Origin of the sequence: Microbacterium sp. UBA7513 (assembly GCF_002478345.1) — a bacterium.
In the GTDB taxonomy this organism is placed as follows: domain Bacteria; phylum Actinomycetota; class Actinomycetes; order Actinomycetales; family Microbacteriaceae; genus Microbacterium.
The window spans coordinates 44,808-64,222 of the sequence record NZ_DLNJ01000004.1 but is presented as its reverse complement, the minus strand read 5'-3'; the positions used below and the strand labels follow the sequence as shown (position 1 = coordinate 64,222).

16 protein-coding genes are annotated in these 19,415 nt (G+C 72.0%); 6 read left to right on the top strand and 10 right to left on the bottom strand.

The window, feature by feature from the left end; translation table 11 throughout:
• A partial coding sequence (locus B2W79_RS01860) for an NRDE family protein (protein ID WP_292786387.1) occupies nt 1-791 on the bottom strand: 791 nt, incomplete at its 3' end.
• Between the two features lie 93 nt (nt 792-884).
• Here B2W79_RS01860 and coaBC point away from each other — a divergent pair.
• Nucleotides 885-2,084, top strand: a complete 1,200-nt coding sequence (gene coaBC, locus B2W79_RS01855; RefSeq protein ID WP_292786385.1) for a bifunctional phosphopantothenoylcysteine decarboxylase/phosphopantothenate--cysteine ligase CoaBC — start codon at nt 885-887, stop codon at nt 2,082-2,084.
• 85 nt (nt 2,085-2,169) lie between these two features.
• Nucleotides 2,170-4,383, top strand: coding sequence for an ATP-dependent Clp protease ATP-binding subunit (locus tag B2W79_RS01850; RefSeq protein WP_082750120.1), 2,214 nt, complete (start codon nt 2,170-2,172; stop codon nt 4,381-4,383).
• Between the two features lie 67 nt (nt 4,384-4,450).
• Here the strand turns inward: B2W79_RS01850 and B2W79_RS01845 are convergent, their stop codons facing one another.
• Together B2W79_RS01845 and B2W79_RS01840 are read right to left on the bottom strand one after the other, a co-directional pair.
• A complete protein-coding gene (locus tag B2W79_RS01845; protein ID WP_071329262.1) occupies nt 4,451-5,038 on the bottom strand; it encodes a nitroreductase family protein in 588 nt (195 codons plus the stop codon).
• Nucleotides 5,039-5,142: 104 nt separating this feature from the next.
• Entirely contained in the window at nt 5,143-6,051 is a 909-nt protein-coding gene (locus B2W79_RS01840; protein WP_292786378.1) for a LysR family transcriptional regulator, read from the bottom strand.
• A gap of 137 nt (nt 6,052-6,188) precedes the next feature.
• Between B2W79_RS01840 and B2W79_RS01835 the strand changes: the two genes are divergently transcribed.
• A complete protein-coding gene (locus B2W79_RS01835; RefSeq protein ID WP_292786375.1) occupies nt 6,189-9,644 on the top strand; it encodes a bifunctional proline dehydrogenase/L-glutamate gamma-semialdehyde dehydrogenase in 3,456 nt (1,151 codons plus the stop codon).
• An 84-nt stretch (nt 9,645-9,728) separates the two neighbouring features.
• Here B2W79_RS01835 and B2W79_RS01830 read toward each other — a convergent pair whose 3' ends face one another.
• The 5 genes from B2W79_RS01830 to B2W79_RS01810 all read right to left on the bottom strand — a co-directional run bounded on the left by B2W79_RS01830 (nt 9,729) and on the right by B2W79_RS01810 (nt 14,955).
• Nucleotides 9,729-10,811 (bottom strand): ABC transporter permease, encoded by a 1,083-nt coding sequence (locus tag B2W79_RS01830; RefSeq protein ID WP_292786372.1) that lies wholly within the window; start codon nt 10,809-10,811, stop codon nt 9,729-9,731.
• Nucleotides 10,808-11,692, bottom strand: a complete 885-nt coding sequence (locus B2W79_RS01825; RefSeq protein ID WP_292786502.1) for an ABC transporter ATP-binding protein — start codon at nt 11,690-11,692, stop codon at nt 10,808-10,810. The genes B2W79_RS01830 and B2W79_RS01825 overlap by 4 nt, the downstream gene beginning before the upstream one ends.
• A gap of 106 nt (nt 11,693-11,798) precedes the next feature.
• Entirely contained in the window at nt 11,799-12,977 is a 1,179-nt protein-coding gene (locus B2W79_RS01820) for a benzoate/H(+) symporter BenE family transporter (RefSeq protein WP_292786369.1), read from the bottom strand.
• A gap of 38 nt (nt 12,978-13,015) precedes the next feature.
• Complete coding sequence (locus tag B2W79_RS01815; protein WP_292786366.1) at nt 13,016-13,705, bottom strand: response regulator; 690 nt, start codon at nt 13,703-13,705, stop codon at nt 13,016-13,018.
• Complete coding sequence (locus tag B2W79_RS01810) at nt 13,702-14,955, bottom strand: sensor histidine kinase (protein ID WP_071329256.1); 1,254 nt, start codon at nt 14,953-14,955, stop codon at nt 13,702-13,704. The genes B2W79_RS01815 and B2W79_RS01810 overlap by 4 nt, the downstream gene beginning before the upstream one ends.
• Before the next feature lie 79 nt (nt 14,956-15,034).
• Here B2W79_RS01810 and B2W79_RS01805 point away from each other — a divergent pair, with 79 nt between their 5' ends.
• A complete protein-coding gene (locus B2W79_RS01805; RefSeq protein WP_071329255.1) occupies nt 15,035-16,222 on the top strand; it encodes an MFS transporter in 1,188 nt (395 codons plus the stop codon).
• Between the two features lie 15 nt (nt 16,223-16,237).
• On the opposite strand, the gene B2W79_RS01800 is transcribed toward B2W79_RS01805, so the two are convergent.
• Both B2W79_RS01800 and B2W79_RS01795 read right to left on the bottom strand, forming a co-directional pair.
• Nucleotides 16,238-17,044 carry a Cof-type HAD-IIB family hydrolase gene (locus B2W79_RS01800; RefSeq protein WP_292786361.1) on the bottom strand — a complete coding sequence of 269 codons (807 nt, stop codon included), beginning with the start codon at nt 17,042-17,044 and terminating at the stop codon, nt 16,238-16,240.
• A gap of 28 nt (nt 17,045-17,072) precedes the next feature.
• The gene (locus B2W79_RS01795) at nt 17,073-17,918 is read right to left on the bottom strand and encodes an exodeoxyribonuclease III (RefSeq protein WP_292786359.1); all 846 of its coding nucleotides are present in this window, start codon (nt 17,916-17,918) and stop codon (nt 17,073-17,075) included.
• 37 nt (nt 17,919-17,955) lie between these two features.
• On the opposite strand from B2W79_RS01795, the gene pyrE reads away from it, so the two are divergent.
• Both pyrE and B2W79_RS01785 read left to right on the top strand, forming a co-directional pair.
• Entirely contained in the window at nt 17,956-18,516 is a 561-nt protein-coding gene (pyrE, locus tag B2W79_RS01790; RefSeq protein WP_292786356.1) for an orotate phosphoribosyltransferase, read from the top strand.
• Nucleotides 18,513-19,415 (top strand): ROK family protein, encoded by a 903-nt coding sequence (locus B2W79_RS01785; protein ID WP_292786353.1) that lies wholly within the window; start codon nt 18,513-18,515, stop codon nt 19,413-19,415. The genes pyrE and B2W79_RS01785 overlap by 4 nt, the downstream gene beginning before the upstream one ends.

Here is a 19,415-nt window from a genome sequence, read left to right as displayed (position 1 = left end):
GGGGGGGGGGGGGGGGGAGCGGTTTTGATCCCGCGGCGCGAGGGGCGGAGGGGTGGAGGGGGAGAAGGGGGAGAAGGGGGAGACAGAGGGGGACAGTGCCAGTGGGCGGGGGAGGGGAGGGTGACGTCGCGGACGTCGACCCCGGCGGGCGTGACCGTGGCGACCGCGTAGAGGAGGGACTGCGTCGGGTAGCCGTGCGGGCGGTTGTCGCGGATGATGGCGCGGTCGTCTTCCGGGGGCAGGGCCGCTGAGGATCCGAGGAGCGCGGTCCACTCGGCCGCCCAGTCCGCGCTCGCCGCGGCGGGCCCGAGCGCCCGGAACTCCGGGAGCCACGCGGCGATGCGCGGGGTCTCCTCGTCGTCGAGGTCGTCGTGGGCGATCATGTGCGTCCCGGGCTCGATCGGGGTCTCCCGCAGCTCGGCACCGTCCCACGAGAGCACTCGCGCGCCCTCCGGACCGACCTCGAGCAGATTGAAGCCGTGCATCGGCGGCACGCCCTGCGGAGAGCGACCGGTGACCGCGGCGAGCGGAAGGGTGCCGCGGGAGACGGCCGCGGTCGCGGAGAGGTCCTGCACGTCGGCGCGGTTGAGGAGCACGGCGAGGCGTCGTTCGGCGGGGTTCACGGCGAGCCAGGCCCCACCGGCGCGGCGGTCGCGGATGCCGATCACCCCCGGATGCTCCTCGGGCCACCACTCGCCCAGGGCGTCCCACTCCCGGGCCGGGTCCTCGTCGCGGACGGCCAGCAGCCGCGCGGATCCCGCAGCCTCGACATCGATCACCACCGTGCACACGCCTCCGAGTCTAGGTCGAGGTCGGCCGAGGCGGCCGAGGTCGGATCGGTGCGCGACGACCCGGGCGTCCGCACCCTGGGGCAGAATCGAGGCGTGAACATCGTCGTCGGAGTCACGGGCGGCATCGCCGCGTACAAGACGGTGCACCTCGTGCGCCTGCTCATCAAGGCCGGTCACGACGTGACCGTCGTGCCCACGGAGGATGCGCTGCGCTTCGTGGGCAAGCCGACCTGGGAGGCGCTGAGCCGGCGCCCGGTGACGACGAGCGTGCATGAGGACGTCGCCCGCGTCCGGCACGTGGCCCTGGGGCAGGGGGCCGACCTCGTCGTGATCGCCCCGGCCACGGCGAACTCCCTCGCGAAGATGGCCGCGGGCCTGGCCGACGATCTCCTCGGCACGACGCTGCTCGCGACCGAGGCTCCGGTGCTCGTCGCGCCCGCGATGCACGCGGAGATGTGGCGGAACCCGGCCACGCAGGCGAACATGGCGACGCTCCGGGAGCGGGGCGTGCACGTGGTCGGACCGGCCGACGGCGAGCTGGCCGGCGGCGACAGCGGCCCCGGTCGCATGGTCGAGCCGGAGGAGATCCTCGCCGCCGCCCAGGCGCTGATCACGCCGGGCGACCTCGGAGGCGTGCGGGTCGTCGTCTCGGCGGGTGGGACGAGGGAACCCATCGATCCGGTGCGCTTCCTCGGCAACCGGAGCAGCGGCCGCCAGGGAGTCGCGCTCGCGGCGGAGGCGGCGGCGCGCGGCGCGGAGGTGGCGCTCGTCGCGGCGAACGTCTCCGGGAACGTGCTCGCGGAGGCCCGCCACCCGCACATCCGGATCGTCCGGGTCGGCACGGCAGCCGAGCTGTCCGGGGCGATGAAGGAGGAGTCCGCGGCGGCCGACGTCGTGCTGATGGCGGCGGCGGTGGCCGACTATCGACCGGTCGAGGTCTCCGCCCGCAAGCTCACCAAGGACCGCGGCGGCGTCGGCACGATCGAACTCGTCGAGAACGAGGACATCGTCGCCGCGCTCGTGGACTCCCGACGGGAAGGGCAGCTCATCGTCGCGTTCGCGGCGGAGACCCCGGAGGACGAGGCCGAGCTGCTCGCCCGCGCACGCGGCAAGCAGGAGCGCAAGGGGGTCGACCTCCTGGTGGTGAACGAGGTCGGCTGGGAGCAGGGGTTCGAACGCGGCGAGAACGCCGTGCACATCCTCGGTCGCGGAGGAGCCCTGGCACGGAGCGCGGCCGGGACCAAGCGTGAGGTGGCGGCGGCCGTCTGGGACGAGGTCGCCCGCGAGAGGTGAGAGGTGGTGGAGCCGCGCACCGCCGAATGCTAAACTTGAGTCAACCAAACTCAACTTTCAGAAGGAGCATCTCCAGGAGGAGCGCATGACCACCCCGCAGACCGGATCCCCGAACCAGGAACAGCAGTCCGCCCTCGAGCAGTTCGGCATCAACCTGACCGACCGCGCCCGGGAGGGCAAGCTCGACCCCGTCATCGGACGAGACAGTGAGATCCGGCGCGTCAGCCAGGTGCTCACCCGCCGCACCAAGAACAACCCGGTGCTGATCGGTGAGCCCGGCGTCGGCAAGACCGCGGTGGTCGAAGGCCTCGCGCAGCGCATCGTCGCGGGCGACGTCGCCGAGTCCCTCAAGGACAAGGAGCTCGTCTCGCTCGACATCTCCGCGCTCGTCGCGGGTGCGATGTACCGCGGCCAGTTCGAGGAGCGTCTGAAGCAGGTGCTCAAGGAGATCACCGAGTCGGACGGCCAGGTCATCACGTTCATCGACGAGCTGCACGTGCTCATGGGCGCAGGCGGAGGCGAGGGGTCTGTCGCGGCCTCGAACATGCTCAAGCCGATGCTGGCGCGCGGCGAGCTGCGGCTCATCGGCGCCACCACGCTCAACGAGTACCGCGAGTTCATCGAGAAGGACGCCGCCCTCGAGCGGCGCTTCCAGCAGGTGTACGTCGGCGAGCCGACGGTCGAGGACACGATCGCGATCCTCCGCGGGCTCAAGGGGCGGTACGAGGCGCACCACGGGGTGACCATCTCCGACAGCGCGCTCGTGGCCGCGGCCTCGCTCTCCAACCGCTATCTGCCCGCGCGGCAGCTTCCGGACAAGGCCATCGACCTGATCGACGAGTCGATGTCGCGCCTGAAGATGGAGATCGACTCCTCTCCCGTCGAGATCGACCAGCTCAAGCGTCAGGTCGACCGGCTGAAGCTGGAGGAGCTCGCGCTCAAGCGGGAGAAGGACGCCGCGTCCAAGGAGCGCCTCGGCACCCTCCGCGAGCACCTCGTCGAGCTCGAGAAGGAGCTCGCCGGACTCGAGGCCCGATGGGCGCGGGAGCGACAGGGCCTGAACCGGGTCGGGGAGCTGAAGAAGCAGCTCGACGACGCGATCACCCAGCGTGACCTCGCCATGCGCAACGCCGACTACACGAAGGCGTCGAAGCTCGAGTACGAGACGATCAAGCGCCTGGAGCGCGACATCGCCGAAGCCGAGCAGGCCGAGGCCACCGCCTCGAGCGAACCGCGCATGGTGAACGAGCAGGTCACCGAGGAGGACATCGCGGCCGTGATCGCGGCCTGGACCGGCATCCCGGTCGGGCGGCTGCTGCAGGGGGAGAGCGAGAAGCTGCTCCACCTGGAGAACGAGCTCGGCAAGCGACTCATCGGCCAGAAGGACGCCGTCAAGGCGGTGTCCGACGCGGTGCGCCGCTCGCGCGCGGGGATCAGCGATCCCGGTCGGCCGACCGGATCGTTCCTGTTCCTCGGACCGACCGGTGTCGGCAAGACCGAGCTGGCCAAGGCGCTCGCGCAGTTCCTCTTCGACGACGAGCACGCCATGGTGCGCATCGACATGTCGGAGTACGGCGAGAAGCACTCCGTCTCGCGGCTCGTCGGCGCCCCTCCCGGGTACGTCGGCTACGAGCAGGGCGGTCAGCTCACCGAGGCCGTGCGCCGGCGTCCGTACAGCGTGATCCTGCTCGACGAGGTCGAGAAGGCGCACCCCGAGGTGTTCGACGTGCTGCTGCAGGTGCTCGACGACGGGCGGCTGACCGACGGACAGGGGCGCACGGTCGACTTCTCGAACGTGATCCTCATCCTGACCTCCAACCTGGGCTCGCCGATCCTCATCGACCCCGTGCTCTCCGTGGAGGAGAAGCGGGAGCAGGTGATGGCGCTCGTGCGCCAGGCGTTCCGGCCGGAGTTCCTGAACCGTCTCGACGACATCGTGATGTTCCAGGCCCTCACCGAAGACGACCTCGCGCAGATCGTGGAGCTGTCGGTCGATCAGCTGCACGACCGGCTGCGCGACCGTCGGCTCACGCTCGCGGTCACTCCCGGGGCGCGGTCGTGGCTGGCCGAGCGCGGGTACGACCCGGTGTTCGGCGCCCGCCCGCTGCGTCGCCTCATCCAGACCGAGGTGCAGAACAAGCTGGCGACCGCCCTCCTCTCGGGCGGCGTGCACGACGGTGACACCGTCCGCGTGGACGTGGCTGCCGACGGCACGGGCCTCGTGCTCACCGCGACCACCCCGGAGCCGGAGCCCGAGGACGAGGACGACGTGATCGAGGCCGAGCTGCTCGACGACTGATCGGGATCGGGAGACGACGAAAGGCCCGGTAGGCGTGACGCCTGCCGGGCCTTTCGCGTGTCGATGCTCAGGCGCTGAGGACGACCGTCTCCGCGATCGGACGGCGCACGCGCGGGGCGACCTCGCGCTCCTGCAGCACCTCCGGCAGAGCCTCGATGTCGCCGAACTCGCCGACGGCGATGACGGTGGCGGGGGTGAAACGGGCGTCCAGGTCGGCGAACTCGCGGACGACCTCGGGGTCGAAGCCGCTCATCTGGTGCACGACGAGGCCGTCGTGGTGGGCCTGCACGGAGAAGTGCGCCACGGCCTGGCCGAGGTCGTAGAACGCGTGGCTGATCGGCGTGCCGTCGGCGGTCGCGGTCTCGGCGATCGCGACGACGAGGACGGCCGCGTTGCCGGCCCAGGCCTGGTTGAAGCCCATCAGCGCGTCGACGATCTGGGCGTGCAGGGCAGTGCCGCGGCGGGCGACGATGAAGCGCCAGGGCTGGATGTTGTTGGCGGAGGGGCTCCAGCGTGCGGCCTCGAGGGCGGTGGCGAGCTTGGCCTCGTCGATCGGGTGCTGCGCGTCGTATGCGCGGGGGCTCCAGCGGCCGGCGAGGACGTCGAGGACGGGGTGCTCGGTCGGGGCGGTGCGGTCGATGACGGGAGTGCTCACGGAAGTGCCTTTCGGACGGGGTGGGGGGGTCGGACACCGTCGTCCGCGTACACGGGGGATGAACCGATGCATGTGCATGCATATTCCCGGAGATCCGAGCGGCGTCAGTCCAGGAGGTTGCGGGAGGCGGCGTCGGCGAGCGCGGCGCGGACGGCGCGGATCGACGGGGCGTCCGCGGAGACCCGCCGCGCGGAGGAGAAGATCTCCCGGCGCGGTTCCTGCGGCAGTGGTGCCAGGTCGACCGTCGGGGTGTCGCCCGCCCACACGAGCTCGGGGAGCAGCCCGACCGCGAGTCCCGCGTGGATGAGCCGGATGTGCGCGGTGAGGTCGGCCAGCTCGAAGCGCACGTCGGGCTCGAACCCGGCGGTGCGGCAGAGCTGCTCGGCCCACGCGCGGGAGGCGGTCCCGGCGGGTTCGAGCACCCACGGCTCGGCGCGGGTCGCCCACAGGGCGGCCACGGGATCGGCGGCTTCCGACGCTCCCGGGCGCCGGGCGAGGGCGATGGCGTCATGCGCGAGCACCACGCGGTCGAGATCGGCGTGGATGGGGCGCGTGTGGCCCGGATACTGCTCCGCGAGGATGAGGTCGTAGTCGCGGCTGGAGACGCCGACCAGGCCGGACTCCGGGTCGCGCTCGGTCACCTCGACGCGCAGGGCGGGGTGGCGCTCGCCGAGGGCTGCGAGGGCGCGGGGTAGCAGGGAGTGCGCGGTGGACTGGAACACCGCGAGGCGCACGGTGCCGGTCACCTCGGTGAGCGATTCGGCGACGGCGACCTGGGCGTGCTCGAGCTGATCGAGGATGCCGATGGCCTCGGCGACCAGCACATTCCCCTGCGGCGTGAACTGCACGCCGCGACCGACCCGACGCAGCAGCGGCACCCCGACATCGCGCTCCAGCGCGGCGAGCTGCTGGGACACGGAGGCCTTGCTGTAGGACAGCGCATCGGCCACGGCGGAGAGCGTGCCGCGCCGCGACAGCTCCACCAGCAGACGCAGGCGATGGACATCGAGCACGGCCGTTCCGATCGTTCGGGATGAGTGAACAGAATCCACTCGAATCGGTTGATAGACGGAGCCTACCGAGCGGCTGGACAATGATCCAGCCGCACACGACACCCGGGTGTGCGAGGCCGAGGAAGGTACCCCGCTTCATGACCGTCATCGACGACACCACCCCCCGCACCGAAGAGGTCGCCGCGCTCGTGCAGCGCTGGCTCGCCGAGAGCGAGACCCACCCGGTCGAGCCGGCCGCCCAGCGCCTCTCCGAGGTGCTCAAAGACCCGAACGGTCTGGCCTTCACCGTCGGTTTCGTGGACGGCGTCATGCGTCCGGAGGATCTGCGGGTCGCCGGCCGCAAGCTCGCCGAGCTCTCCGACATCACGCCCACGCTGCTGCCCGGCTATCTCCGGGCCGCCATCAAGGCGGGCGGGTTCTGGGCGCCGAAGCTCCCGAACGTCGTCGTGCCGATCTCGCGGCGCGTGCTGCGGGCCATGGTCGGCCACCTCGTGCTCGACGCCACGCCGTCCAAGCTCGGCCCCGCGATCGCCAAGCTCCGCAAGACCGGCAACCGCCTCAACCTGAACCTCCTCGGCGAGGCCGTGCTCGGCGAGCGCGAGGCGGGACGTCGGCTGCAGGGCACGTACGACTTCCTCGCCCGTCCGGACGTCGACTACGTCTCGATCAAGGTCTCGAGCGTCGTCAGCCAGCTCTCCATGTGGTCGTTCGACGAGGCCGTCGCCGACGTCGTCGAGAAGCTCACCCCGCTGTACCGGCTCGCGGCCAACGCCGAGGCGAAGGGGGCCCGCACCGGGACCCAGAAGTTCATCAACCTCGACATGGAGGAGTACCGCGACCTCGACCTGACGATCGCGGCCTTCACGAGCATCCTCGACCAGCCCGGCCTGGAAGACCTCGAGGCGGGCATCGTGCTGCAGGCGTACCTCCCCGATGCGCTCGGCGCCATGCAGCGTCTCCAGGAGTGGGCCGCCGCTCGTCGTACCAAGGGCGGAGCGCCGATCAAGGTACGCGTGGTCAAGGGCGCGAACCTCGCGATGGAGGAGGTCGACGCGAAGGTGCACGGCTGGCCGCTCGCGACCTACGGCACCAAGCAGGACTCCGACACGAACTACAAGCGCGTGCTCGACTGGGCGATGACCCCCGAGCGGCTCGACGCCGTCCGCATCGGCGTCGCCGGTCACAACCTCTTCGACATCGCCTACACCTGGCTGCTTGCGAAGGCCCGTGGCGTGACCGAGGCCGTGGAGTACGAGATGCTGCTCGGCATGGCGACCGGGCAGGCCGAGGCCGTCCGCAAGGACGTCGGCCGCCTCCTGCTCTACACGCCGGTCGTCAACCCGGCGGAGTTCGACGTCGCGATCGCCTATCTCGTGCGGCGCCTCGAGGAGAACGCGAGCCCCGAGAACTTCATGTCGGCGGTGTTCGAGCTGGCCTCGAACCCGACCCTGCTCACCCGCGAACGGGAGCGCTTCGAGCGCTCTCTCGCCGCGCTCGTCGCCGACCCGTCAGTGCCGGGCCCGAACCGCACGCAGGACCGCACGGCTCCGCGCCCCGAGAACACCACGGACGGCTTCGCGAACGAGCCCGACACCGATCCCGCCCTCGCCGCGAACCGCGCGTGGGGTCGGGAGATCCTGCAGCGTTCGGTGTCCTCCACGCTCGGCCGGGACGCGATCGCCGCGGCCCGCATCGAGACCGACGCCGAGCTGGACGCCGTGTTCGCCGCCGCCACGTCCGCCGCCGGGAGATGGGCGGCGCTCCCCGCCGCCGAGCGCGCCGCCGTCCTGCACCGTGCGGGCGACGAGCTGGCCGCTCGCCGCGGCGAGCTGCTGGAGATCATGGCGCACGAGGCCGGCAAGACCATCGCGGAGGCCGACCCCGAGGTCAGCGAGGCGATCGACTTCGCGCACTACTACGCGGAGCGGGCGAAGGATCTCGAGGCCATCCCCGGCGCCGAGTTCGTGCCGTCGAAGGTGACCGTGGTCACGCCGCCGTGGAACTTCCCCGTGGCGATCCCCGCCGGCGGTGTGCTCGCCGGCCTCGCCTCCGGATCCGGAGTGATCATCAAGCCCGCGAAGCTCACCCAGCGGTGCGGTGCCGTGATGGTCGAGGCGCTGTGGGCCGCGGGCGTCCCGCGCGATCTGCTCGCCCTCGTCGACCTCGCCTCCCGCGACCTCGGCACCCGCCTGGTCGCGAGCCCCCAGGTCGACCGGGTCATCCTCACCGGGGCCTACGAGACCGCGCAGCTCTTCCGCTCCTTCCGCGCCGACCTGCCGCTGCTCGCCGAGACCAGCGGCAAGAACGCCATCATCGTGACGCCGTCGGCCGACCTCGACCTCGCGGCCGCCGACGTCGCCCGCAGCGCGTTCGGCCACGCCGGGCAGAAGTGCTCGGCCGCGTCGCTGGCGATCCTCGTCGGGTCGGTGGCCGACTCGAAGCGCTTCGAGCGGCAGCTCGTCGACGCGGTCACCTCGATGCGCGTCGGGCTTCCCGATGACCCCGCCACGCAGATGGGGCCGATCATCGAGCCCGCGAACGGCAAGCTCCTCACCGCGCTCACCACGCTCGACAAGGGCGAGCGCTGGCTCGTGGAGCCCCGGAAGCTCGACGCCGAGGGGAAGCAGTGGACGCCGGGGGTGAAGACCGGCGTGCGCGAGGGCTCGTACTTCCACCTGACCGAGTTCTTCGGACCCGTGCTCGGCATCATGCACGCGAAGGACCTCGACGAAGCCATCCGGCTGCAGAACGCCGTCGACTACGGCCTCACCGCGGGGCTGCACTCGCTGGACTCCGCCGAGGTCGCCACCTGGCTTGACCGTGTCGAGGCCGGCAACCTGTACGTGAACCGGGGCATCACCGGCGCCATCGTGCAGCGTCAGCCGTTCGGCGGGTGGAAGCGCTCGGCCGTGGGCGCCGGAGCCAAGGCCGGCGGCCCGAACTACCTCTTCGGTCTCGGCGAGTGGCGTGCGGGTGAGCTGCCCGCCGCGGCTCCGGGGGCGGCGGTGACCCCCGCCGTGACCGGGCTGCTGGAGGCGGCTGCTCCCGAGCTCGACCCCGTGGGCATCGAGTGGCTGCACCGCGCCGCGGCCGCCGATGAGCGCGCGTGGATCGACGAGTTCGGCGCCGTGAGCGACAAGTCCGGACTCGGCGTCGAGCGCAACGTGTTCCGGTACCGTCCGGTGGCCGTCGATGTGCGCATCGCCGAGGACGCGCCGTTGGCCGAGGGGGTCCGGGTGCTCGCCGCCGCCCTGCGCAGCGGCAGTCCGTTCACCCTGTCGGCCGCGTCGCTGCCGTCCCGCGTGGAGAAGGCGCTCAAGGCCCAGGGCGTGAGCGTGAAGACCGAGTCCGATGCCGCGTGGACCAAGCGCTACGCGAAGGGCGCCCGGTCGTGGCAGCGGGTGCGGCTCGTCGGTGGGGATGCCGCCGCGCTGCACACGGCCCTCGACGGCAGCCCCGACGTCGCGGTGTGGTCGCACGCCGTGACCGGAGCGGGCCGGGTCGAGATGCTCCCGTTCCTGCATGAGCAGGCCGTGTCGATCACCAACCACCGCTTCGGCAACCCCACCACCCTCTCCGACGGCCTCCTCTGACGCCGAGACCCCGGGTACGCGTCGAGACCCCCTGCTGCACACGCGTGCAGCAGGGGGTCTCGGCGCGAAAGCGGGGTCTCGGGATCAGCCGCGCAGAGCCTCCACGAGCTTCACGCGCGAGCCCATCCGGAGCAGGGAGTTCTCGTAGATCTTTGCGCCGATGACGATCGCCGCGACGCAGCTCGCCAGGAGGATCGCGAGGCTCAGGAGCGGCTCCCACCACTGCGCCTCCCCGACGAAGAGACGCATGGGCATGCCGACCGGAGCCGAGAACGGCACGTAGGACATGATGGTCAGCACCAGCGGGTTGTCGTTGAACACGATCACCAGCACGTACGGCGCCATGATCAGCATCGTGATGGGGGTCGTCGTCGCGCCGATGTCCTCCTGCCGGGAGACCATGGAGGCCGCCGCCGCGAACATCGCCGCGAGCAGGATGAATCCGAACAGGAAGAACACCGCGAACCAGATGATGGGGGCGCCGAGGGTGGTCAGCACCTCCCGCTGACCCGTCACGATGAGGCCGATCGTGGCGACGGCCGCGAGGGCGAGGATCTGTCCCATCGCGAGCACCGTGTTGCCGATCACCTTGCCGGCGAGCAGCGTGCGCGCCGGGATCGCCGACAGCAGCACCTCCACGACCCGGGTCTGCTTCTCCTCGACCACACTCTGCGCGATGGTGCCGCCGAAGGTCGCTGCGGCCATCATGAAGACGAGCCCGAAGGCGATCGCGATGAAGTAGCGCAGCAGTGGGTTGGTGGTGACCGGTTCGAGGATCACAACCGCGGGCGAGACCGACAGCGCGGACACGAGCGATGAGGGCGCATCCTCCAGGGCGACGATCGTGTATCCGGCGGGGTTGTCGCCCGGGAGCACCGCCGCGTCGACGTCGCCGTCGCGGACCAGCTCCTCGGCTTCGGCGCGGGAGGCGACCTCGGTCACCTCGACGTCGGGCAGCGCGGACACGGCGCCTGTGGTCTCCGCGGTCACCGCGACGGGCATGGCGTCGGTGTTCTGACTCGCGAAGCCGCCGAACAGCACGCCGGCGAGGGCGAGGACGAGCAGGATGCCGGTCGAGATCAGGAACGCCTTGCTACGGAGCTTGGAGCCGATCTCCCGCTCGGCGACCAGCCAGATCCCGTTCCGCGCGGGGGTCGAGGCGTTCACTGGATGACCTCCTTGAAGATCTGGGCGAGGGAGGGGTGCTTGGGCGCGAAGCTCGCGACGTCGCCGCGCGCGACCGCCGACTGCAGCACGCGCTGGGCGGTATCGGGGCCGTCCGCATCGAAGAGCGCGTAGCCGCCCTCGAAGTCGATGACCGTGACCCCGGGTTCGGTGCGCAGCCACCCGGCGTCGCCCGCGGAGATGAGCTCGTACCGGTCGCGGGCGTGCTCGGCGCGGAGCCCGTCCCGGGATCCGGCGGCACGGATGGTGCCCCCGGCGAGGATGACGAGGTCGTCGCAGAGGCGCTCGACCACGTCGAGCTGGTGGGAGGAGAAGAGGATCGAGGCCCCGCGGGCCGCGCTGGCCTGCAGGACCCCGGCGACGACGTCCACCGCGAGGGGGTCCAGGCCTGAGAAGGGCTCGTCGAGGATCAGCACCTCGGGGTCGTGCACGAGCGACGCGGCGATCTGCGCCCGCTGCTGGTTGCCCAGCGACAGCGACTCGATCGTGTCGTCGAGGCGCTCGCCGAGTCCCAGCTCCGTGAGCAGCGCGGTCGCCCGCTCCGTCGCGTCCGGCTTGCCGAACCCGTGGAGGCGCGCGAGGTAGACGATCTGCTCCAGGACCTTCATCTTCGGGTACAGGCCGCGCTCCTCGGGCATGTAGCCGAAGCGACGGCGGTCGGCGGTGGTGAGGGGCGCCCCGTCGAGGTCGACTCGTCCGCCGTCCGACGACAGCAGCCCGAGGATGATGCGCATGGTCGTGGTCTTGCCGGCGCCGTTGCCGCCGACGAAGCCGGTGAGCCGGCCCGGCGCGACCGTGAACGACACGTCGTCCAGCACCCGGCGGCTGCCGTAGCTCTTGGTGATGCCGGAGAGTTCCAGCAGTCCGGTGGTCATGTCGTGGTGCTCCGTCCGAAGGTGATCCGCATGACCTTCACGCTATTGAGCACGGGCGGGGCAGGGCATCCCCCGCAGGGGGGACGGCCACGGATCAGCCGCGGGGCGGACGGCCGGCGTGCAGCACCGTGCGCACGAGCAGGCCGGCGACCAGCGCCCAGAATGCCGCGCTCACCCCGAGAACGGCGATGCCGGAGGCGGCGACGAGGAACGTGACGACCGCGGGGAGGCGCTCGCCGGGGTCGTCGATCGCCTGCTGGACGGCCGCGCCGAAGGCGCCGAACAGCGCGAGTCCCGCGACCGCCGGGATGACCGCCGTCGGGGCGAGCACGACGAGGGTCGCGAAGGCGGCGGAGAACGCCCCCAGCACGAGATAGGACGCCCCCGTGGAGACCCCGGCGAGCCAGCGCCGGTCGGGGTCGGGATCGGCGTCGGGGGACGCGGCGAGGGCCGCACTGATGGCGGCGAGGTTGATCGCGTGCCCGCCGGCCGGAGCGCCGAGGGCCGTGCCCAGACCGGTCACGAGCATCGCCGGACGCCACGGGACCTCGTAACCGAAGCTGCGCATGATCGCGATACCCGGCACGTTCTGCGACGCCATGGTCACGATGAACAGCGGCAGGGCGATGCCGACCAGGGCCCCGACCGTGAAGGCCGGCATCGTCAGCTCGAACCGCGGCAGGAGGACGGCCGGGTCGACCCGGGTCCCCGCGGAGACCAGCGACACGGCGACGACCGCGGCCGCGGCGACGAACGCCAGCGGCACGGCCCACCGGGGAGCCAGTCGGGCGAAGACCAGCCAGGTCAGCACCACCGGGACCACGCCCCACGGGTTTGCGACGACCCCCGTGATCGGCGCGAGGCAGAGCGGCAGCAGCACCCCCGCCAGCATGGCCTGCGCGATCGACGGAGGGATCCGGGCGATCAAAGCTCCGAGCGCGGGCCAGAGCGCCGTGAGGAGGATGAGGGCCGCGGTCACGAGGAAGGCCCCGACCGCGGCGGGCCAGCCGCCCTCGACGCTGCCGGTCGCCACGAGCAGGGCGGCGCCAGGAGTGGACCACGCGGCCGTGATCGGCATCCGGTAGCGCCAGGCCAGCACGATGCAGGCGAGCCCCATCGCGAGGCTCACGGCGAGGAGTCCGCTGGCCGCCTGCGCCGCCGACGCGCCGACGGCATCGAGACCCGTGAGCACCACCGCGAACGAGCTCGTGAACCCCACGAGCGCCGTGACGATCCCGGCGACGATTGGACGGGACACGGGGGCGGCGGGCATGGCTCCGAGAGTATCGCGGGGGAGCGGTCCGCCTCCGGTCAGGCCAGCCCCATCCGATGCGCGAGCACGACGGCCTGCACGCGGTCCCTGGCACCGAGCTTCTGCAGGATGCGGGAGACGTGGGTCTTCACGGTAGCCTCCCCGATGAACAGGGCGCGGGCGATCTCGGCGTTGCTGCGGGCGTCGGCGAGCAGGGTCAGCACCTCGGACTCGCGCTCGGTCAGCGGCTCGGCGAGGACGCGGGCCGTGGGCGCCTCCGCCACCGCGCGAGCGGGAGCGGCGCCGGTCTCCGGAGTCGTGCCGGCGAAGCGGGTGAGGACCCGGCGCGTCACCTCGGGCGCCAGCATGCCGTCCCCGGCCGCGAGCGCGCGCACCGCGGAGATGAGATCCTCGGCACCCGCGTTCTTGAGGAGGAATCCGCTCGCGCCGGCTTCGAGCGCCTGATAGAGGTAGTCGTCGCGATCGAACGTCGTCACGATCGCGATCGCGGCGCTCACCGCGGGGTCGGCCACGAGACGTCGCGTCGCCTCGATCCCGTCTATGTCGGGCATCTGCACGTCCATCGTGATGACGTCAGGGCGCAGGGCGGCGGCCTGTGCGACGGCCTCCGCCCCGGTCGAGGCCTCGCCGACGACGGTGATGTCGGGCTGGGTGTCGAGGATCGTGCGGAAACCGGCGCGGAGGAGGGCGTGGTCGTCGACGAGGAGGACCCGGATCGGCGCGGTCACCGGGCGTCCTCCGGCACGGGCGCGCCGAGTGGCACCCGCGCTCGCACCCGCACCCCGCCGGGCGCGCGGGGAGCGATCTCGAACGTGCCGCCAGAGGCCGCCGCGCGCTCCCGCATACCGAGCTGGCCGAGGCCGGGACGCAGCTGGGCGATGGCACGGCCGGTGTTCACGACCTCGACTTCCACGCCGTCGTCGTCGTAGCGCACGCGCACGTCCGCGGTCGCCCCTGGCCCGGCGTGCCGACGGGCGTTGGTCAGCGACTCCTGCGCGATCCGGTACAGGTTCACCGCGACGAGCGAGGGCACCGGCACCGGATCGCCGATAACGGTGTACGCGGTGGGGAGGCCGGCCTCGGTCGATGCCTCCGCGAGGGCGGCGATGTCGTCGAGGGAGACGGTCGACGCCGGCTCGGTCGTGTCGCCGCCGGGAGTCCGCAGCGTCTCCAGCAGTTGGCGCAGCTCCTGAATCGCGTCCCGCGCGGAGGACTCGATCCCGGAGAGGATGCGCGCCGACTGGGCCGGATCGCTCTCGAGCACGAGGCGCGCGGCGCCCGCCTGCACCCCCATCACCGACACGTGGTGGGCGACGACGTCGTGCAGCTCCCGGGCGATCCGCACCCGGTCGAGTGCCACCGCCTGCGCCGCCGTGACCTCGCGCTCGCGCTCCAGTTCGCGGGTGCGCTCCTCCAGCACGGTGCGCTGCTCCGCCGCCGCCCAGGAGCGCTCGCCGAAGTAGTAAGCCCCTCCGAAGTACAAGACGTTGAGGAGGATCTGGATGAGCATGAAGGCCACATAGGGCGACATGGCACCGGCGACGACGTCCGCCTTGTCCGCCTCGCTGATGGCGTCGCGGTACATGGTGATGAGGAGCCACACGAACATGCCGACGATGATCGCGACACGGACGACCAGGGCCTTCCGGCGGTCGTTCATCCAGGCGCCGACCGTGTAGAGCGCGATGAACATCGCGATGTTGCCGACGTAGATCTCCGGTACCCGGACCGTCACCGCCGTGAAGTACGCCAGCGACACCACGACGGCCACGGTGCCGGGCCAGCGCCGACGGAACCCGAGCGGCGCCGCCACCACGACGGCGTAGACGAGGGCGGTCCACAGCGGAGCCTGTTCGTCGCCGTAGACCTGGGCGATGGAGGAGAGCGCCGCGCTGAGGATCGCGCCGACGAAGAGGACGAGCGCGAGGAGGAGGTCGCCGCGCTGGTCGCGCAGGGTCGGCGTCCGGGTGAAAGCCATCCCTCCACCGTAGGGCGGGGGTCGTCGCACGGCATCCCCCGCGCGACGGAGGCGGAGGGTGCGTCTGCCAGGATCAGGTGTGACCTCCTCGACGCGCCCGCGCCTGGCACCGCTCTACCTCGCCGGCTTCACCACCGCGTTCGGCGCGCACGGCATCGCAGCCGCCCTGGGCGCCGAGACCGAGGACATCGGCTGGACGCTGCTGGCGTTCGGCTTCACGCTCGCGCTGTACGACCTCGCCGAGGTGCTGCTGAAGCCGCTCTTCGGGGCGCTCAGCGACCGGGTCGGAGTGCGCCCGGTGGTCGTCGGCGGCCTGCTGGCCTTCGCGGCGTTCTCGGCGGTCGGATCCCTGGCCCCGGGCATGATCGGCCTCGTGATCGCGCGCTTCGGCCAGGGGGCGGCGGCCTCGGCGTTCTCCCCGGCGTCGTCCGCTGCGGTGGCGCGGCTGACGGACGAGGCGTCGCGTGGCCGGTACTTCGGCCGCTACGGCTCCTGGAAGAGTCTCGGATATGCGCTCGGCCCCCTGCTCGGTGCGGTGCTCGTGGTGGCGGGCGGGATCCCGGCGCTGTTCTGGGCCCTCGCCGTGCTCGGGCTGGCCGCGGCCGGATGGGTGCTGATCGCCGTCCCGGCCGTGCCCGTGCTGCCCCGGAAACGGGTGACCCTCGTCGACCTCGGACGTGAGCTCCTCGCCCCGGGGTTCCTCGTCCCGACCCTCGTGCTGGCGGCCACGACCGGCGCGCTCGCCGTGGCCGTCGGATTCCTGCCCCTGCTCGGCCGGGAGACCGGACTCGGCACGGTGGGCAGCATGGCGATCGTCACGGTGCTGGCGGTCGTGTCGAGCATCGTGCAGCCGCTGGTCGGATCGGCGCACGACCGCGGCCGGCTCTCGGTCCGCCTCGGCGCGGTCGGCGGGCTGCTTCTCATCGGCGTGGGCATAGGCCTCTCGGCCCTCTGGGTGACGCCTGTCGTCCTGGGCCTCACGGGCGTGCTGGTCGGCGCCGGGGTGGGGCTGGCTACGCCGGTGGCGTTCTCGCACCTCGCGGCATCGACGCCCGCGGAGCGCATGGGACGCACGATGGGCAGCGCGGAGCTGGGCCGGGAACTGGGCGACGCGGGTGGCCCGCTCGTCGCGGGGGCCGTGGCGACGGCGACGGTGCCGGCGGTCGGGATCGGCGTCATCGCGGTGCTCACGGCGGGGGCAGGCGCCCTGGCTCTCCTCGGGCTGCGACCGCCGCGTGCCGAGGCGCGTCCGAACGGGGCCGACTGACCGCGGTGGCCCGGTTCAGGGGCTGAGCAGGCGCTCGATCACGCGGGCCACGCCGTCCTCGTCGTTGGTCGCGGTGGTCTCGTCGGCGGCCTCCTGCACGACGGGTTCCGCGTGCGCCATGGCCACGCCGTGACCGGCCCAGCGGAGCATCTCGACGTCGTTGAGGGCGTCTCCGAACGCCACGACGTCGGAGCGATCGATGCCGAGGTGCGTGCAGAGGCGCGCGAGACCCGTCGCCTTCGTGACGCCCTGCGCCATGACCTCGACGAACGGGGCGCCGGACAGCGTGGCCTCGAACCCGGTGAGCCCGAGGGACCGCAGGGTCGCGAAGAGTGCGGCGGGGGCGAGCTCCGGGTGTCGGATCACGAGCTTGAGCGTCGGCGCGGCCAGCACCTCGTCCAGGGGCACGCCGCCCATGGTCGCGGGGTCGCGCTTGTGATCGGACAGCTGCGCGATCGCCGCATAGCCGTGCTGCGCCACGAACGTCTCGCCGCCCTCCCGCACGCTCGCGAAGAGCAGACCGGGGACGCTGGCGCGCAGCGCGTCGGCGAGAGTGCGGAGGGTGGCGGGCGGCAGCTCCTCGGCGAACAGCATGCGGCCCTCGGTGAGGTGCGTCGCGTACGCGCCGTTGCCGCACAGCGCCCACCCGTCGAAGCCGGCGTCGGCGGCGATCACGCGCAGGCCGATCGGCTGGCGGGCGGTGACGGGCACCACCGCGACGCCCGCATCCCGCGCGGCATCGAGCGCCGCACGGGTGCGCGGAGACACCGCGGACGAGCTGTCGAGCAGCGTGCCGTCGAGGTCGGTCGCGATCAGCCGCACGGGGTAGGTCCCTGAGCCTGTCGAAGAGTCAGGAGAAGATCATCGGCAGGTCGTCGTCGGCGTCGTCGCCGCCGAAGTCCAGATCGACCACCACGGGCACGTGGTCGCTGGGCTGCTCGCCCTTGCGCTCGTTGCGGTGGATCGAGGCGCCGGTGACGGCATCGGCGAACGTCTTCGAGCCGAGGATGAAGTCGATGCGGATGCCCTCGTTGCGTGGGAACTTCAACCGCTGATAGTCCCAGTAGGTGTAGCCCTCGGGGAGCAGCGGCCGCACGACGTCGGTCACGCCCGCGTCGGTCAGCGCGAAGAACGCGTCACGCTCGGCGGGGGAGACGTGGGTGGAGCGGCCGACCACGATGTCGGGATCGCCGTTGTCGTGGTCGAACGGGATGATGTTGAAGTCGCCGACGAGGGCGAGCGGAAGGTCGGGATTCGCCGACAGCTCGGCGGCGGTGGACTGCTTGAGCTGCTCGAGCCAGTGCAGCTTGTAGGCGTAGTGCGGGTCGTCGAGCGAGCGGCCGTTGGGCACGTACAGGCTCCAGACGCGCACGCCGTCGACCATGACACCCAGAGCGCGCGCCTCCTGCGGGGCGTCGGGGCCCTCGTGGCCCTTCGCGAACCCGGGCATGCCGTCGAAGGCGGTGCGCACGTCGGTGACGGGCAACCGGCTGGCGATGGCGACGCCGTTCCACTGATTCAGGCCGTGCACCTCGACGTGATAGCCGGCCTCCTCGAACGGTGCATACGGGAACTGCTCCGGCTTGCACTTCACCTCCTGCATCGCGAGCACGTCGATGTCTTCACGGACGGCGAACTCGACGGTGCGGGTGACGCGGGTGCGGATGGAGTTGACGTTCCAGGTGGCCAAGCGCATGCGTCCAGCCTAGGGTGTGCCTCCTACACTGGATGCCGTGACCGCACTCGACGCAGACCGCCAGACCCTCCTCGCTCTCATCACGGAGGAGGCGGTGTTCCACGGCGATTTCACCCTCTCCAGCGGCAAGAAGGCGACGTACTACGTCGACATGCGCAAGCTCACCCTCGACCACCGCGCCGCCCCGGCCATCGGCCGCATCATGCTCGACCTGATCGCCGATCTCGACGTCGTCGCCGTCGGCGGTCTGACGCTCGGCGCCGACCCGATCGCGAACGCCGTCCTGCATGCCTCGGTCGGCACCGATCGTCCGCTGGACGCGTTCGTGGTGCGCAAGGAGCCGAAGGACCACGGTCGCGGTCGCCAGATCGAGGGCGCCGACGTGAAGGGCAAGCGCGTGGTCGTGCTGGAGGACACCTCGACCACCGGGCAGTCCGCGCTCAAGGCGGTCGAGGCGCTGCGCAAAGAAGGCGCGGAGGTCGTCGCGGTCGCGGTGATCGTCGACCGCAAGACCGGCGCGCAGGCCGCCATCGAGGCCGAGGGCCTGGAGTGGCGCGCGGCCTTCGACCTCGACGACCTCGGACTCGACCCGCAGTGACCCGCTACGCGCTGGCCGTCGACGTGGGCGGCACGAAGATGGAGGCCGCCCTCGTCGCCGACGACGGCACGCTCGTCCCCGGCAGCCGCAGCCGGCAGCCCACCGGCCGTGAGGCGACGTCCGCGTCGTTGACGGCGGCGGTCGACGCGATCGTGCGGCATGCGCTCGCGGTCCTTCCCGCCGACGCGGAGCTCGTCGGCGCCGGGATCGGCAGCGCGGGTCCCGTGGATCGGACCCGCGGTGAGATCCTGCCGGTGAACATGCCCCTCGCGCGGGGGTTCGGCCTCGTCGACGCGGTCGCCCGTGCGGCCTCGACCGCACTCGGCCGGGACGTCCCGGCGGTCCTGGGTCACGACGGCGGCGCGCTCGCGCTCGCGGAGTCGTGGCTGGGGGCGACGCAGCAGGCGGGAGCCTCCCTGTCGATCGTCGTCTCCACCGGCGTCGGCGGCGGTTTCGTCGTGGGAGGTGCGTATGTGCCCGGGGCGAGCGGCAACGCCGGGCACCTCGGCCAGGTGCGCCGCGAGGGCGGGCTCACTCTCGAGGAGATCGCCTCCGGACCTGCCAGTGCCGCCTGGGCGCGGGAGCAGGGCTGGTCAGGCGCGACCGGGGAGGACCTGGCCCGGGATGCCGCGGCCGGTGTCGCCGTCGCCCGTGCGGCGATCGAGCGCTCGGCCCGCGCCGTCGGCGAGGCGCTGGCCGATGCCGCCACCCTCGTCGACCTCGACGTCGTCGCCATCGGCGGCGGCTTCTCGCGGGTGTCGGCGGACTACATCGACCTCGTCCAGCAGGCTCTCACCGCCAGCGCCGTGCACGAGTACTCCCGTCGCACCCGCGTCGTCCGCTCGGGCCTGGGCGACGAGGGGCCGTTGATCGGCGCCGCCGCCCTCGTCCTGCGCTGA

What these genes read in the sequence shown, in the direction of transcription:
- B2W79_RS01850 (WP_082750120.1), top strand. Translation starts at nt 2,170, where the DNA reads ATGACCACCCCGCAGACCGGATCCCCGAACCAGGAACAGCAGTCCGCC.
- B2W79_RS01835 (WP_292786375.1), top strand. Translation starts at nt 6,189, where the DNA reads ATGACCGTCATCGACGACACCACCCCCCGCACCGAAGAGGTCGCCGCG.
- B2W79_RS01820 (WP_292786369.1), bottom strand. Translation starts at nt 12,977, where the DNA reads ATGCCCGCCGCCCCCGTGTCCCGTCCAATCGTCGCCGGGATCGTCACG.
- B2W79_RS01810 (WP_071329256.1), bottom strand. Translation starts at nt 14,955, where the DNA reads ATGGCTTTCACCCGGACGCCGACCCTGCGCGACCAGCGCGGCGACCTC.
- B2W79_RS01795 (WP_292786359.1), bottom strand. Translation starts at nt 17,918, where the DNA reads ATGCGCTTGGCCACCTGGAACGTCAACTCCATCCGCACCCGCGTCACC.